Annotated in this window: 13 protein-coding genes; 5 read left to right on the top strand and 8 right to left on the bottom strand. The window is 69.6% G+C overall.

Going from position 1 to position 15,082, the window contains the following annotated elements:
* Nucleotides 1–9 precede the first annotated feature (9 nt).
* From KHC28_RS11095 to KHC28_RS11065, 7 genes are all read right to left on the bottom strand, one after another.
* Entirely contained in the window at nt 10–804 is a 795-nt protein-coding gene (locus KHC28_RS11095) for an ABC transporter ATP-binding protein (protein WP_214008422.1), read from the bottom strand.
* A 14-nt stretch (nt 805–818) separates the two neighbouring features.
* The gene (gene ntrB, locus KHC28_RS11090; RefSeq protein ID WP_214008421.1) at nt 819–1,739 is read right to left on the bottom strand and encodes a nitrate ABC transporter permease; all 921 of its coding nucleotides are present in this window, start codon (nt 1,737–1,739) and stop codon (nt 819–821) included.
* Nucleotides 1,740–1,812: 73 nt separating this feature from the next.
* Nucleotides 1,813–3,162 carry a CmpA/NrtA family ABC transporter substrate-binding protein gene (locus tag KHC28_RS11085; RefSeq protein WP_214008420.1) on the bottom strand — a complete coding sequence of 450 codons (1,350 nt, stop codon included), beginning with the start codon at nt 3,160–3,162 and terminating at the stop codon, nt 1,813–1,815.
* A gap of 378 nt (nt 3,163–3,540) precedes the next feature.
* Complete coding sequence (locus KHC28_RS11080; RefSeq protein ID WP_214008419.1) at nt 3,541–4,692, bottom strand: CmpA/NrtA family ABC transporter substrate-binding protein; 1,152 nt, start codon at nt 4,690–4,692, stop codon at nt 3,541–3,543.
* 10 nt (nt 4,693–4,702) lie between these two features.
* Nucleotides 4,703–5,293: an ANTAR domain-containing response regulator gene (locus KHC28_RS11075; protein ID WP_214008418.1), complete on the bottom strand. Its 591-nt coding sequence runs from the start codon at nt 5,291–5,293 to the stop codon at nt 4,703–4,705.
* 114 nt (nt 5,294–5,407) lie between these two features.
* Nucleotides 5,408–6,721 (bottom strand): PAS domain S-box protein, encoded by a 1,314-nt coding sequence (locus KHC28_RS27865; protein ID WP_214008417.1) that lies wholly within the window; start codon nt 6,719–6,721, stop codon nt 5,408–5,410.
* 69 nt (nt 6,722–6,790) lie between these two features.
* The gene (locus tag KHC28_RS11065) at nt 6,791–8,140 is read right to left on the bottom strand and encodes a formimidoylglutamate deiminase (RefSeq protein ID WP_214008416.1); all 1,350 of its coding nucleotides are present in this window, start codon (nt 8,138–8,140) and stop codon (nt 6,791–6,793) included.
* 126 nt (nt 8,141–8,266) lie between these two features.
* Between KHC28_RS11065 and hutI the strand changes: the two genes are divergently transcribed.
* From hutI to KHC28_RS11040, 5 genes are read left to right on the top strand one after another with little or no spacing between them, the layout of a single operon-like run.
* Nucleotides 8,267–9,469: an imidazolonepropionase gene (gene hutI / locus KHC28_RS11060; RefSeq protein WP_214008415.1), complete on the top strand. Its 1,203-nt coding sequence runs from the start codon at nt 8,267–8,269 to the stop codon at nt 9,467–9,469.
* The gene (hutH, locus tag KHC28_RS11055) at nt 9,466–11,001 is read left to right on the top strand and encodes a histidine ammonia-lyase (RefSeq protein WP_214008414.1); all 1,536 of its coding nucleotides are present in this window, start codon (nt 9,466–9,468) and stop codon (nt 10,999–11,001) included. Before hutI ends, hutH begins: the two co-directional genes overlap by 4 nt.
* A gap of 5 nt (nt 11,002–11,006) precedes the next feature.
* Nucleotides 11,007–11,825: an N-formylglutamate deformylase gene (hutG, locus tag KHC28_RS11050; protein WP_214008413.1), complete on the top strand. Its 819-nt coding sequence runs from the start codon at nt 11,007–11,009 to the stop codon at nt 11,823–11,825.
* A 10-nt stretch (nt 11,826–11,835) separates the two neighbouring features.
* Nucleotides 11,836–13,503: a urocanate hydratase gene (hutU, locus tag KHC28_RS11045; protein WP_214008412.1), complete on the top strand. Its 1,668-nt coding sequence runs from the start codon at nt 11,836–11,838 to the stop codon at nt 13,501–13,503.
* 22 nt (nt 13,504–13,525) lie between these two features.
* The gene (locus KHC28_RS11040) at nt 13,526–14,125 is read left to right on the top strand and encodes a HutD/Ves family protein (RefSeq protein WP_214009010.1); all 600 of its coding nucleotides are present in this window, start codon (nt 13,526–13,528) and stop codon (nt 14,123–14,125) included.
* Nucleotides 14,126–14,139: 14 nt separating this feature from the next.
* Here the strand turns inward: KHC28_RS11040 and hutC are convergent, their stop codons facing one another.
* Entirely contained in the window at nt 14,140–14,880 is a 741-nt protein-coding gene (gene hutC, locus KHC28_RS11035; protein WP_312893163.1) for a histidine utilization transcriptional repressor HutC, read from the bottom strand.
* Between the last annotated feature and the right edge of the window lie 202 nt (nt 14,881–15,082).

Here is a 15,082-nt window from a genome sequence, read left to right as displayed (position 1 = left end):
CTCGCCTCCTCACGCGGCTTCGACGAAGCGGTGGCGTTCGTAGAGGAACTTCAGCACCGCCTCGCGGCAGACGAGATAGGCCGGGTCTGTGACCAGCTCCAGCCGCCGGCGCGGGCGTGGCAGCCGCACGTCGAGCACCTCGCCGATGCGGGCGGAGGGGCCGTTGGTCATCATCACGATGCGGTCGGAGAGCAGCACCGCCTCGTCGACGTCGTGGGTGATCATGATCACCGTGTTGCCGAGCGCGGCGTGGATCTGCATCACCGAATCCTGCAGATGCGCCCGGGTCAGCGCGTCGAGCGCGCCGAAGGGCTCGTCGAGCAGCAGCACCTTCGGCTCCATGGCCAGCGCGCGGGCGATGCCGACGCGCTGCTTCATGCCGCCGGAGATTTCCGAGGGACGGCGATCCCGGGCATGCGCCATCTGCACGAGGTCGAGATTGTGCAGCGTCCAGTCGTTGCGTTCGGCCCGGCTCTTGGTGCCGGAGAACACCTTGTCCACCGCGAGGCGCACATTGTCGTAGACCGACAGCCAGGGCAGCAGCGAATGGTTCTGGAACACCACCGCCCGGTCCGGGCCGGGCGAATCCACCTGCCGGCCCTCGAGGATCACCCCGCCGGCGCTGGCCTGGGTGAGGCCGGCGACGATGTTGAGCAGGGTCGACTTGCCGCAGCCGGAATGGCCGATGATCGAGATGTACTCGCCCTTGGCGATGTCGAGCGAGACTTCCTTCAGTACCTCGGTGACGGCGCCGCCGCGGGCGAAGGACTTGTCGATGTGATCGAGCTTGAGATAGGCGGTCATCGGCTTCCCCTCCTTCAGGCTGCGGCGGTGCCGCGAGTGACGAAGGCGCCGATGCCGGCGACGAGGCGGTCGAGGATGAACCCGACCACGCCGATATAGACCAGCGCCACGATGATGTCGGACAGGCGCGAGGAGTTCCACGCGTCCCAGATGAAGAAGCCGATGCCGACGCCGCCGGTGAGCATCTCCGCCGCCACGATGGCGAGCCAGGACAGGCCGACGCCGATCCGAAGGCCGGTGAAGATGTAGGGCGCCGCCGAGGGCAGCATGATCTTCACGAAGAATTCCAGCGGGTTGAGCCGCAAGACTTTCGCGACGTTGCGGTAGTCCTGCGGGATGTTGCGCACGCCGACCGCGGTGTTGATGATCACCGGCCAGATGGCGGTGATGAAGATCACGAAGATCGCCGAGGGATTCGAGTCGCGGAACGCCGCCAGCGCGATCGGCAGCCAGGCGAGCGGCGGCACGGTGCGCAGCACCTGGAAGATCGGATCGAGCCCGCGCATCGCCCAGACCGACTGGCCGACGATCACGCCGAGCAGGATGCCCGCCACCGCCGCGAGGCCGAAGCCGATGGCGACGCGCTGCAGCGAGACCAGCACCCGCCAGCCGAGGCCGATGTCCTGCGACCCGTTGACGAAGAACGGGTTGACGATCAGGTCGTAGGATTCCTGCCAGATGGTGGAGGGCGGCGGCAGCGTGGCGCCGGAGCCGGAGCACAGCAGCTCCCAGATGCCGAGCAGGGCCAGCAGCACCACCAAAGGCGGCACGACCGCCACCGACACACGATGCGCATAGCCGGCGAAACGATTGGTGCGCGGCGTCGGGCGGGACGGTGCCAGCCGCACGATCTCCGCGCCTTTGGCCGGGGCGCTCGCGCCCTTAGGTGTGGACGGCGAGACCACGGCCTCGCTCTTCAATGCGGTAATGGACATGCGAGGCTCCCGGATCGAGAAGGTCGAGGCATCGGATGGGTCTGGCGGCGCCGCCGCCGGAACCGGCGAAGGCTCAGGCGATGCGCTTGATGCCGAGGCTGGCGAGATAGGCCGACGGGTTGTCGGGATCGAACACCTTGCCGTCGAAGAACGTCTCCTTGCCGCGCGAGGCCGAGGCCGGGATATCGGCGGCGGCGACGCCGAGCTGCTTGGCCGCCGCGCGCCAGATGTCCTCGCGGTTCACCTTGTCGACCAGCGCCTTGACGTCGGTCGACGGCTCGAACTTGCCCCAGCGAATGTCCTCGGTGACGAACCAGGCGTCATGGCTCTTGAACGGGTAGGAGGCGTGGTCCTGCCAGAACTTCATGTAGAGGTCGGTGCCGTTGGCGACGCGGCCGTCGCCGTAATTGATGTCGCCCTTCAGCCGGCCGAGCACGTCCTTGGGCGGCACGTTGAACCACTGCCGACGGCCGAGGATCTGCGCCATCTCGTCCTTGTTGGCCATGGCGTCGCACCATTGCTGGGCTTCCATCACCGCCATCAGGATCGCCTGCGCGGCGCCGGGGTTCTTGTCGACCCAGGCGGCGCGCATGCCGAGCGCCTTTTCCGGGTGGTGCTTCCAGATCTCGCCGGTGGTGCAGGCGGTGAAGCCGATGCCCTGGTTGACCAGCTGCTCGTTCCACGGCTCGCCGACGCAGAAGGCGTCCATGTTGCCGACCTTCATGTTCGCCACCATCTGCGGCGGCGGCACCACGATGGTGGAGACGTCCTTGTCGGGGTCGATGCCTGCGGAGGCCAGCCAGTAGCGGATCCACAGATCGTGCGTGCCGCCCGGGAAGGTCATGGCGACCTTCACGTCCTTGCCGGCCGCCTTCTTGGCGGCGAAGGCCTCCTTCAGCGGCGCGGCGTCGGCGGTCACCTTGAGCCCGGCATATTCCTGCGCGACCGAGATGCCCTGGCTGTCGAGATTGAGCCGCGCCAGGATGTACATCGGCGTCGGCACGTTGTTCTGCGTCACCTTGCCGGTGGAGATAAGATACGGCATCGGGGTGAGGATGTGCGCGCCGTCAATGCCGTTGGCCTCGCCGCCGAGCACGAGATTGTCGCGGGTGGCGCCCCAGGAGGCCTGCTTCGCCACCTCGACATCGGGCATGCCGTATTTGGCGAACAGCCCCTTTTCCTTGGCGATGATCAGCGGCGCGGCATCGGTGAGCGCGATATAGCCGAGCACCGCCTTGGTGGTCTCAGGCGCAGCGGCATGGGCGAAGGGCACGCCGCCGGGGAAGGCCAGCCGCACGCTCTCCATGAGCGCGGCTGCCCCAAAGGTGGCGGCGCTGGATTTGAGGAAGGAGCGGCGGGAAACGCCGGTGCCGGCGGAGGCGAGGACGGATTTCGGACGGTCGGCCACAATGCGGTCGGTCATGAACGTGCCTCTCGGAAGTCGATTTTTTGAGAGCCGCGCCCATTTCCGAGCGCGGCGATGAAACACAGGCAAGCCACGGCAGCGACGGAGAAGATCCGTCTTGCAGGCAGCGGCTTTGCTGCAACCCATCGCTGGGCGGAAATCGGGAAACCGTGATCGTCGTTGATCGAACGGTGAGATTAAACATACATAAATCGTGCCAATTCTGCAAAAGCATGACTAAAGGCGAATAATTGCAAACAGAATCAATGACTTACTAGACAAGAATATTTACAGAAAGGTATTTCTATACCTTATTGCACACGCTCAAATAGTGAGCAAAACACCTCATTGCATGCGGATATTTCGCGCATCCGGCTAAGAATCCGCCGCAGCGGCTCAGTTCCTGCCAAGCCGCGCCAGATAGGCCTCGACATCCTCCGGGTCGAACGGCTCGCCGAAACGCGTGCCGACCGGGTCGCCATCCTCGGCCGGCGGCCGGGCGGTGATCCCCAGCGCGGCGTCGTAGAGATCGGGCCGATAGACCGCCTGCGCCTCGCGCGCGGCGTCCACCGCGTAGCCGGCCTGGCCGGCCCGCACCATCTGCGCGTAGATCCACAGCGCGTGGCGCGGATCCGGCCGTGTCGCGCCGCCGCGATGCAGCACCAGGAAATCCGGATCGCTGCGCGCGGCACCGCCGGGGCCGACATCCGGCCGGCCGGTCAGCGTGCGCTCGATGATGTCGGCCCTCACGCCGAGGAAGCGCGGCTCGGCCAGCAGGCGCACGAGGTCGGCGCGGTTCTCGCCCGCCTCGCACCAGCGCGCCGCCGCCTCCAGCGCGCGGATCAGCCGGCGCAGCACGTCCGGCTCGGCATTGGCGAAGCGTGCGTGCACGCCGAGCACCTTTTCCGGCGCGCGGGCGAACAATTCGGTGCCGAGCAGCGCGATGCGCCCGACCCCGGCCTCCACCGCCACGCTGTTCCACGGCGAGCCGACGCAGAAGCCGTGGATCAGCCCCGAGCGCAGATTCTCCACCGTGTAGGAGGGCGGCACCACCACGAGGCGCACGTCGCGGTCGGGATCGAGGCCGCCGGCCTCCATCAGGTGGCGCAGCGCATAGGTGTGGGTGGAGAAGCTGTAGACCGAGGAGAAGGTGAGCTGCTCGCCCCCCGCCGCCGCCCGCTGCCGCACCACCTCACCGAGCGCGCGCGCCGTGCCGGCGCCGGTCGCCAGGTCCTCGCCGGTCGCCGCCAGGGCGGCGTGCAGCTCCGGCGCCACGGTGATGGCGCCGCCATTCAGGTTCAGCGCGAAGGCGGCGACCAGCGGCACCCGCACATGGCCGAGGCCGAGCGAGGAGGCAATGGCGAGTGGCGCCAGCATGTGCGCGCCGTCGAGCAGGCCGACATTCAGCCGGTCGCGTATATTGGCCCAGGACACCTCGCGGTGCAGGTCGATCTCCAGCCCCTCGGCGGTGGCGAAGCCGCGCTCGGCACAGGCGATCAGCGTCGCGGCGTCGGTGAGCGGGATGAAGCCGATGGCGAGCCGTCTCATGATTGCCGTCTCATTTCAGCAGGTCCGCCGCGGTGATGATGGACTGGGCGATGTCGACGAGCCGCTTCTTCTCGTTCATCGCGGTGCGCCGCATCAGCGCATAGGCGGTGGCCTCGTCGAGATCCTTCAGCCGCATCAGGATGCCCTTGGCGCGGTCGATGGTCTTGCGTTCCTCGAGCTGGGTCTTGGTCTGCTCCAGCTCCTCGCGCAGCCTGGCGAAGGCGCGGAAGCGGCTGATGGTCATGTCGAGGATCGGCTTCACCCGCTCCTTCTTCAGCCCGTCGACGATATAGGCGGAGACGCCGGCGTCGATCGCCGCCTCGATGGTCGAAGAATCCGACTGGTCGACGAACATCGCCACCGGCCGCTTCACCTCGCGGCTCACCTGGAACATCTGCTCCACCACGTCGCGCGAGGGGGTCTCCAGGTCGATGATGATCACGTCGGGGTCGATGGCGTGCAGCCGCGCCAGCAAATTGTGCCGCTCGGGCAGGCAGATCACGTTGACGTAGCCCGCCTCGCGCAGCCCCTCGTCGAGCACGGCGGCGCGCAGCGGACTCTCGTCGACGATGACGATCTTCAGTCCCGGATCAGCCGGCATGGCAAGGTGTCATCATCGAACTCGACGGCGAACGGCAACGGAACATCGGGACCACGCAGTGGGACATCCCGCCCTGCGAAGCAAGCCTCGGGCCGCAACCGGCAGGTGCGGCCGTCAGCCGCCCTTCAGCGCCGCCAGCTCTTTCTTCAGCGCCCGCGTCTCCTCGAAGCGGCGGGTGACGTCGCGCAGCACCGAGGCCATGCCACGCACCTCCCCTGCCGCATCCTTGAGCAGCACGATGGTGAATTCGAGCGAGATGCGCCGTCCGTCCCTGGTAAGGCCGGGCACGGCGAGCAGGTCGCCGGCGCCGTAGCGGCTCTTGCCGCTGGCGACGGTCTCGGCATAACCCTCCCAGTGGCGGGCGCGGAACGGCTCGGGGATGATGATGTCGAGCGACTGGCCGAGCGCCTCGGCCTCCGAGAAGCCGAAGATGCGCGCGGCACCGGCGTTCCACACCACGATCCGCCCGTCGCGGTCGCTCGCCACCACCGCGTCGGCGGCACTGTCGAGCAGGCCGTCGCCGATCTCCTCGCGGGTGAAGCCGCCCGCGGCGGTCGCCTGATAGTCCATCGCCGTCCCTCCGGTCGCCGGCACCGCCGCTGTCGCGCCGCCCGCCTCGTCGAACAGGTCCTCGACCGGCCCGAAGAATTCGTAATGCAGCCGTCCGGCCTCGACACCGGCGCCGGCCAGCGCCGGCACCAGCGCGCGCAGGAAGTCGAGCGGGCCGCAGACATAAAGGTCCGCCGTGCCGAGCGGCGTCTCAGCCTTCAGCCAGTCGAGCGTCACCCGGCCGGCGACGTCGAAATCCGTGACCTGCCGGTCCTGAGGCCGGGGTCGGCTGTAGAAGATCGTGGCGCGGGCGTTGGGCAACGCCGCCACCAGCTCCTTCACATGCCCGCCGAAGGCATGCACCGCGCCGTCGCGGGCGCAGTGGACGAAATGCACGGGCACATCGGCCTTCTCCGCCGCCAACGCCTCCAGCATGGCGATCATCGGCGTCAGGCCGACGCCGCCGCTCACCATCACGATCGGTCGCTCGCGGGTCGCCGGCAGCACGAAGGTACCAGCCGGCGGAGCGATCGCCAGCCGCGTGCCGATCTGCGCGGTGTCGTGCAGCCAGCGCGACACCTGGCCGTGCGGCTCGCGCTTCACCGAGACGCGCAGATGATCGCCATTCGGCGCGGTAGAGATGGTGTAGTTGCGCTTCGCCTCGCCGAGGCCGGGAATGTCGGCGAATAGCGTCAGATACTGCCCGGCGACATGCGGCGGCGGGGCGGCGCCGTCGAGCGGCGTCAGCTCGAAGGAGGTGATGATCTCACTCTCCTTGCGACGGGCGCTGATCCGGTAGTCGCGCGTGGCGCCGGCAAGATTCGCGGCGCCAGCCTGATTCGGGGCGGCGGACATTGCCGCCTGTTCGTCGTTGCGCATCGGAGCGTCCTCCACTCCGATTTGATGTATACCAAATACAAGATTGGGGCGACCCCGGAAGCGGCGGGCTCAGCCCGCCAGCTTGTCGAGCACCCGCCGGTAGCCGGCCTCAACCGTCGCCCGCGCCTGGTGGCGCCCGCCCTCGACCAGCTTGGCGCCGTTGCGCCACACCGCATCGACCGGCGCGCCGCCGGCGAAGATGAAGCCGTCGAGGAGCGCGTCGCCCCGCTTGCCATGCAGCGACGGCGTGCCGGCGTCAAAGCTGACGAGGTCGGCCGGCCGGCCGAGCGCGATGCCCGCCTCGGCACCCAGCGCCTGCGCGCCGCCCGCCAGCGCCGCGTCGAACAGCCGCCGCCCGGTGGAGGCGCCCGGCTCGAGCGCCATCACATTCCGCGCCCGCTCGCTGAGCCGCTGGGAATATTCCAGCAGCCGCAGCTCTTCCGCCGCGTCGATCCGCACATTGGAATCCGAGCCGACGCCATAGCGGCCGCCTGCTTCCGCGAAGCGCCGTCCAGGGAAGATGCCGTCGCCGAGATTGGCCTCGGTGATCGGGCACAGCCCAGCCACCGCGCCGCTCGCCGCCAGCCGCACGGTCTCCGCCTCGGTCATGTGGGTGGCGTGGATCAGGCACCAGCGCTCATCCACCGGCGCGTGGTCGTAGAGATAGTCGACCGGCCGGGTGCCGGAGAAGGCGAGGCAGTCCTCCACCTCCTTCACCTGCTCGGCGACATGGATGTGGATCGGCCCGGCGGTCAGCGGCAGGATGGCGGCGATCTCCTGCGCCGTCGCGGCGCGCAGGCTGTGCGGCGCGAGGCCGAGCACCGCATCGGGCAGCGGCGCCAGCGCCCGCGCCGCGCTCTCCATCAGCCGGCCGAAGCGTTCGACATCGTTGAGGAAGCGCCGCTGGCCGTGGCCCGGCGCCTGCCCGCCGAAGCCGCCATGGGCGTAGAACACCGGCAGCAAGGTGAGCGCGATGCCGGTCGCGCCCGCCGCGGCGGCGATGCGGTGCGAGAGTTCGCCGACATCGGCATAGGGCGTGCCGTCGCGGTCGTGGTGCAGGTAGTGGAACTCGCCGACGCGGGTGAAGCCGGCCTCCAGCATCTCGACATAGGCGAGCGCGGCGATGGCCTCGACATCCTCGGGATCGAGCCGGTCGACGGCGCGGTACATCTGGTCGCGCCAGGTCCAGAAACTGTCGCCCTCCGGGCCGCGTACCTCGGTGAGCCCGGCCATCGCCCGCTGGAAAGCGTGGCTGTGCAGGTTCGGCAGGCCGGGAATCACCACCGCGTGCCGCTCGTCGCCGCGCTCCGGCGCCACGCCGACGGCGATCCCGGCGATGCGACCGCCGGCCAGAGTGAGACGCACATCGCTTGCCCAACCCGCGGGAAGCAGCACACTGCCGCACCACAACACCGTCATCGCGTCGCCTTTCGCAGATTCGATATGGACAAGCCGCCCTTGTCCAATTTATGTATATACATATTGACGCCCTTGCCAACGACTTTGCCCGACGACGACGCCCACGACTTAGCGAGGCCTCCGGACATGAGATGCGAGCGTATCTGGCGCGGTGCCCGCCTCGCCACCCTCGACGAGGCCCGGCCGGGGCTCGGCATCGTCGAGGACGGCCTGATCGCGGCGGCGGACGGCCGCATTCTCTATGCCGGCCCGGCCGCCGAGGCGCCCGCCTTCGAGGCGGCGGAGACCATCGACGTCGAGGGCCGCTGGATCACGCCGGGACTGATCGACTGCCACACCCATCTCGTCTTCGGCGGCGATCGCGCGCATGAATTCGAGCTGCGGCTCGCCGGTGCCTCCTATGAGGAGATCGCCCGCGCCGGCGGCGGCATCGTCTCCACCATGAAGGCCACACGGGCCGCCAGCGAGGCCGATCTCGTCGCCGCAGCGCTGCGCCGGCTCGACGCGCTGATCGCCGAGGGCGTCACCACCGTCGAGGTGAAGTCCGGCTATGGCCTGTCCGACGAGGCCGAGCTGAAGAGCCTCCGGGCCGCCCGCGCCCTCGGGCAGGCCCGCCCGGTCTCGGTCGCCACGACCTATCTCGGCGCCCACGCGCTGCCGCCGGAGGCCAAGGGCGACAAGGCCACCTATATCGATCAGGTCATCGCCCTGCTGCCGCGCATCGCCGCCGAGAAGCTCGCCGACGCCGTCGACGCCTTCTGCGAGGGCATCGCCTTCTCGCCGGACGAGGTCGCCCGCCTGTTCGTTGCCGCCCGCGAGCTCGGCCTGCCGGTGAAGCTGCATGCCGACCAGCTCTCCAACCTGCACGGCGCGAAGCTGGCGGCCGAGTTCGGCGCGCTCTCCGCCGACCATCTCGAGCACACCGACGCCGACGGCGCGAGCGCCATGGCGAAGGCCGGCACGGTGGCGGTGCTGCTGCCCGGCGCCTTCTACTTCATCCGCGAGACGAAGCTGCCGCCGGTCGATCTCTTCCGCGCGCACGGCACAAAGATCGCGCTGGCCACCGACTGCAATCCCGGCACCTCGCCGCTCACCTCGCTCTTGCTCACCATGAACATGGGAGCGACGCTGTTCCGCCTGACGGTGGACGAGTGCCTCGCCGGGGTGACGCGCGAGGCCGCCCGCGCGCTGGGCCGGCTCGACAGCATCGGCACGCTCGCGGCCGGCAAACAGTGCGACCTCGCGATCTGGGACATCGAGCGCCCGGCCGAGCTGGTCTACCGCATGGGTTTCAACCCGCTTCATGCGCGGGTGTGGAGGGGGAAATGAGCGAGATCGTCCTGAAGCCCGGCGCCGTCCCCCTCGCGGAGTGGCGCGCCATCTATCGCGGCGCCAGCGCCCGGCTCGATGCCGCCTGCCTGCCGGCGGTGGAACGCTCCGCCAAGGCGGTCGCCGACATCCTGGCCAAGGGCGAACCCGTCTACGGCATCAATACCGGCTTCGGAAAGCTCGCCACGGTACGCATCGGCGATGCCGACCTCGCCACGCTCCAGCGCAACATCGTGCTGTCGCACGCCGCCGGCGTCGGCGAGCCGATGCCGATCCCCGTCGCGCGGCTGATGATGGCGCTGAAGCTCGCCAGCCTCGCGCAGGGCGCGTCGGGCATCCAGCCGAAGACGCTGGCGCTGCTGGAAGCCATGCTGGCGAAGGGACTCACCCCGGTGGTGCCCTGCCAGGGCTCGGTCGGCGCCTCCGGCGACCTCGCCCCGCTGTCGCACATGACCACCACGCTGATCGGCGTCGGCGAGATCTTCGTCGACGGCACCCGCCTGCCGGCCGCTGTCGCGCTGGCCGATGCCGGCCTGAAGCCGGTCGATCTCGGGCCGAAGGAAGGCCTCGCTCTGCTCAACGGCACGCAGTTCTCCACCGCCAACGCGCTGGCCGGGCTGTTCGAGGCGGAGAACCTCTACCGCTCGGCGCTGGTCACCGGCGCGCTCTCCACCGATGCGGCGCGCGGTTCCGACGCGCCCTTCGATCCGCGCATCCACGCGCTGCGCCGGCATAAGGGCCAGATCGAGACCGCCGACGCGCTGCGCCGCCTGATGGCCGGCTCGGCGATCCGCGCCTCGCATCTCGTCGGCGACGAGCGGGTGCAGGACCCCTATTGCCTGCGCTGCCAGCCGCAGGTGATGGGCGCGGCGCTCGACGTGCTCAGACAGGCGGCCACCACGCTGGAGACCGAGGCCAACGGCGTCTCCGACAACCCGCTGATCTTCGCCGAGGACGGCGTCGCCCTGTCCGGCGGCAATTTCCACGCCGAGCCGGTGGCCTTCGCCGCCGACATGATCGCCCTCGCCGTGTGCGAGATCGGCTCGCTGGCCGAACGGCGCATCGCCATGCTGGTCGATCCGGCGCTGTCGGGCATGCCGGCCTTCCTCACCCCCAAGCCCGGCCTCAACTCCGGCTTCATGATCCCGCAGGTGACGGCGGCCGCCCTGGTCTCGGAGAACAAACAGAAGGCCTATCCGGCCAGCGTCGATTCCATCCCCACCTCGGCGAACCAGGAAGATCACGTCTCCATGGCCGCGCACGGCGCCCGCCGCCTGCTGGGCATGGTGGAGAACGCGGTGGCGGTGATCGGCATCGAATTGCTGGCCGGCGCGCAGGGCTGCGACTTCCATCAGCCGCTCGCCTCCTCGCCGGTGCTCGAGACGGTGCGCGCCACCCTGCGCGCCGAGGTGCCGCATCTCGACGACGACCGCTATTTCGCCCCCGACATGGAGGTGGCGAACGCGCTCATCCGCTCCGGCGCCATCGCCGCGCTGGCCGCCGGCCTGCTGCCGGCCATCAGCGGGGAGTGAGCGGCATGACCCACCCCGACTTCCTCACCGTCATTCGCGGCACCGCCCCGCTCGTCGTCTCGCTGCCGCACACCGGCACCGACCTCCCCGACGCGATCGCCGGCGACCTCGTCTCGCCCTGGCTGGCGCGCAAGGATTGCGACTGGTGGATCGAGCAGCTCTACGACTTCGCCGCCGGCATGGGCGCCAGCGTGGTGCGCACCGCGATCTCCCGCACCGCCATCGACGTCAACCGCGATCCCTCCGGCGTCTCGCTCTATCCGGGGCAGGCGACCACCGAGCTGTGCCCGACCACCAGTTTCGACGGCGAGCCGCTCTACCAGCCCGGCAAGGGCCCGGACGTCGCCGCCCGCCGCGCGGCGTATTTCGATCCCTATCACGCCGCCCTGTCGGCGGAGATCGAGCATGCCCGCGCCGTCCACGGCACGGTGGTGCTGTATGACTGCCACTCGATCCGCTCGGTGATCCCGCGCCTGTTCGAGGGCACGCTGCCGAACTTCAACATCGGCACCAATTCCGGCGCCAGCTGTGCGCCGGCGCTGCAGACCGCCGTCGAGGCGATCTGCGACGCCACCGCCTTCTCGCGCGTCAGCAATGGCCGCTTCAAGGGCGGCTACATCACCCGCCACTACGGCGCGCCGGAACGCGGCGTGCATGCGGTGCAGATGGAGCTCGCCTGCCGCACCTACATGCCGGACCCGGCCGGCCCCGTCGGCCCGGACAACTGGCCGGCGCCCTATGATCCCGCCTACGCTGCCCCCGTCCGTTCCGCGCTCGTCGCCATCTTCGAGGCGTGCCTTGCCTTCGCACGCTCGCACGCCTGAGGAGCTCTCCATGACCCGCATCGACAATTCCCGCACCGTCCGCGCCGCCCGCGGTACCGAGCTCACGGCGAAAAGCTGGCTCACCGAGGCGCCGCTGCGCATGCTGATGAACAATCTCGACCCCGACGTCGCCGAGAAGCCCGGCGAGCTGGTGGTCTATGGCGGCATCGGCCGGGCGGCGCGCGACTGGGAGAGCTTCGACCGCATCGTCGCGAGCCTGCGCAAGCTCGACGCCGACCAGACGCTTTTGGTGCAGTCCGGCAAGCCGGTCGGGGTGTTCCGCACCCACAAGGACGCGCCGCGGGTGCTGATCGCCAATTCCAACCTGGTGCCGCGCTGGGCCACCTGGGAGCACTTCAACGAGCTCGATAAGAAGGGGCTCATGATGTACGGCCAGATGACGGCCGGCTCCTGGATCTATATCGGCGCCCAGGGCATCGTGCAGGGCACCTACGAGACCTTCGTCGAGATGGGCTGCCAGCATTTCGGCGGCTCGCTGAAGGGCAAGTGGATCCTCACCGGCGGCCTCGGCGGCATGGGCGGCGCCCAGCCGCTGGCCGCCACCATGGCCGGGGCGAGCTGCCTCGCCGTCGAGTGCCGCCCCTCCTCCATCGATTTCCGCCTGCGCACCGGCTATCTCGACACCTCGACCACCAGCCTCGACGAGGCGCTGGTGATGATCGAGCGCTCCTGCGCCGAGGGCAAGCCGCTCTCGGTCGGCCTGCTCGGCAACGCCGCCGAGATCCTCCCCGAACTGGTGAAGCGCGGCATCAAGCCGGACATCGTCACCGACCAGACCTCCGCCCACGATCCGGTCAACGGCTATTTGCCGATCGGCTGGACGCTGGAGCAGTGGGAGGACGGCAAGCAGGCCGACCCCAAGGGCGTCGCCAAGGCCGCCAAGGCCTCGATGGCGGTGCATGTGAAGGCGATGCTCGACTTCTGCCATGCCGGCATCCCGACCGTCGACTACGGCAACAACATCCGCCAGATGGCGCTGGAAGAGGGCGTCGCCAACGCCTTCGACTTCCCCGGCTTCGTGCCGGCCTATATCCGCCCGCTGTTCTGCCGCGGCATCGGCCCATTCCGCTGGGCGGCGCTCTCGGGCGACCCGGAGGACATCTACAAGACCGACGCCAAGGTGAAGGAGCTGATCCCCGACAATGCCCACCTGCACAACTGGCTGGACATGGCGCGCGAGCGCATCCAGTTCCAGGGCCTGCCGGCGCGCATCTGCTGGGTCGGCCTCGGCGACCGCCACCGGCTCGGCCTCGCCTTCAACGAGATGGTGCGCAAGGGCGAACTGAAGGCCCCCATCGTCATCGGCCGCGACCATCTCGACAGTGGCTCGGTCGCCTCGCCCAACCGCGAGACCGAGGCGATGCAGGACGGCACCGACGCCGTCTCCGACTGGCCGCTGCTCAACGCCCTGCTCAACACCGCCTCCGGCGCCACCTGGGTGTCGCTGCACCATGGCGGCGGCGTCGGCATGGGCTTCTCGCAGCATGCCGGCATGGTGATCTGCTGCGACGGCACGGCGGACGCCGATGCCCGCCTCGCCCGCGTGCTGTGGAACGACCCGGCCACCGGCGTGATGCGCCATGCCGATGCCGGCTACCAGATCGCCATCGACTGCGCCCGCGAGCACCAGCTCGACCTGCCCGGCATCCTCGGCTGAGCCCGCCATGGGGTCGCCGATGATCCGGGTGTTGCGCGCCGCCGATCACCGGGTGATGCGCTGGAAGAACGGCGCCGGCTCGACCACCGAGATCGCGGTGTTCCCGCCGGGCGCCGGGCTCGGCGATTTCGACTGGCGCGTCAGCATGGCCGATGTCGCGGAGGACGGGCCGTTCTCCCGCTTCGACGGCATCGACCGCACGCTGGCGATCCTCGACGGCGAAGGGGTCGGCCTCGCCATTGAGGGCATGAACGAGGCGACAGGCGAGGGAACCGGCGAGGCCCTCGTCACCCGCGCCGGCCCGCCTCTGGCCTTTCCCGCCGACATCGCCGTGTCCGCGCGGCTGCTCGGCGGCCCGGTGCGCGACCTCAACGTGATGAGCCGGCGCGGCGTCTTCGCCCACCTCCTCACCCGCTTCGCCACCTCAGAGACGGTGAAAATAGCGCCGGACGGCGCGGTAACGCTGGTGATCAGCCGCAGCGACGGCCTCGCCCTCGCCGCCGGCGACACGCGCACGGTGCTCGGCCGCGACGATGCCGCCTTTCTCGACGGGGAAGCGACGCTCTTCCCCGACGGTCCCGCAGAATTCTTCCTGGTCCGGTTCCGGCCGGCGAGCGCCTGAGCGGCACCCGCCCCTCACCCCTTGGGCGAGAAATTGGCGACGAGGTTGTAGGCGTCGCCGCGGAACAGCTGGCGCGCATAGGTGATGGTCTGCTCGGCGCGGAAGGTGCGTCGCTCCAGGCACAGGCACGGCGTGCCCTTGGCGACGTCGAGCTCGCGCGCCTCGCGCGTGCCGGCGCCCAGCGCCGAGATGCGGTGCTCGGCCGCCGTCCACGGCACATGGCCGAGCAGCCAGGAGCCCGGCGCGGTGTGCGAGAAATCCACCTCCGCCGCCTCCGGCACCACGGCGAGCGCGATCAGCCGGTCCTCCACCGCCAGCGGCCGGCCATTGGCGAGATGCAGGCAGCGCAGTTCCACCACCCCCTCGCCGGCCGTCATGCCGCTCTCGGCCGGATCGGTGCCGCCGGCGCCGCGCACCCGCCGCGACAGCAGGCGGTAGCCATAGGTCTCGCCGCGCGCGGCGATCTCGTTGGCGAGGTCGGGAATCTCCAGCACCGCCGACTGGATGCGCGGCTCGATGACGAAGGAGCCCGCCCGCCGGCGCCGCTCGATCAGGCCGGCCGCCACCAGCCCGGCAATCACCTTGTTAACCGTCATGCGGGCGCAGCCATAATGCGCCATCAGCTCGTGCTCGAAGGGAATGCGATGCCCGGGCTTCCATTCGCCGGAGAGGATCTTGCCCTCTAGATCGGCGCGGATGCGCTGGTGCAGCGTGGTCGGCTCGGCCGGCGCCACGGCCTTGGCGGAAACGCTCACTCCGGCAGCCACTCCCGAACCACTCCTCCAGACGCCGCGCGTCCCGGCACCTTGCCCCGCGTGCTCGCCCACGTGCCTTGCCCGCGCGCGGCCCTGATGCATATGTGTAGACATGAGCGCCGCCCCTGCCAATGCATAAGCGGCCTTCGCGCCGCGACCGCGCGGCGGCATCCCCGCCCATCTCGCCCTGCCGCCCGCCAGA

Origin of the sequence: Ancylobacter sonchi (assembly GCF_018390695.1) — a bacterium.
Classification (GTDB): Bacteria; Pseudomonadota; Alphaproteobacteria; order Rhizobiales; family Xanthobacteraceae; genus Ancylobacter; species Ancylobacter sonchi.
The sequence above is the reverse complement of the archived record's forward strand: the minus strand, read 5'-3'. Positions and strand labels throughout refer to the sequence as shown.

Coding starts and splice junctions, on each gene's coding strand:
- KHC28_RS11095 (WP_214008422.1), bottom strand. CDS start 804: ATGACCGCCTATCTCAAGCTCGATCACATCGACAAGTCCTTCGCCCGC.
- ntrB (WP_214008421.1), bottom strand. CDS start 1,739: ATGTCCATTACCGCATTGAAGAGCGAGGCCGTGGTCTCGCCGTCCACA.
- KHC28_RS11085 (WP_214008420.1), bottom strand. CDS start 3,162: ATGACCGACCGCATTGTGGCCGACCGTCCGAAATCCGTCCTCGCCTCC.
- KHC28_RS11080 (WP_214008419.1), bottom strand. CDS start 4,692: ATGAGACGGCTCGCCATCGGCTTCATCCCGCTCACCGACGCCGCGACG.
- KHC28_RS11075 (WP_214008418.1), bottom strand. CDS start 5,293: ATGCCGGCTGATCCGGGACTGAAGATCGTCATCGTCGACGAGAGTCCG.
- KHC28_RS27865 (WP_214008417.1), bottom strand. CDS start 6,721: ATGCGCAACGACGAACAGGCGGCAATGTCCGCCGCCCCGAATCAGGCT.
- KHC28_RS11065 (WP_214008416.1), bottom strand. CDS start 8,140: ATGACGGTGTTGTGGTGCGGCAGTGTGCTGCTTCCCGCGGGTTGGGCA.
- hutI (WP_214008415.1), top strand. CDS start 8,267: ATGAGATGCGAGCGTATCTGGCGCGGTGCCCGCCTCGCCACCCTCGAC.
- hutH (WP_214008414.1), top strand. CDS start 9,466: ATGAGCGAGATCGTCCTGAAGCCCGGCGCCGTCCCCCTCGCGGAGTGG.
- hutG (WP_214008413.1), top strand. CDS start 11,007: ATGACCCACCCCGACTTCCTCACCGTCATTCGCGGCACCGCCCCGCTC.
- hutU (WP_214008412.1), top strand. CDS start 11,836: ATGACCCGCATCGACAATTCCCGCACCGTCCGCGCCGCCCGCGGTACC.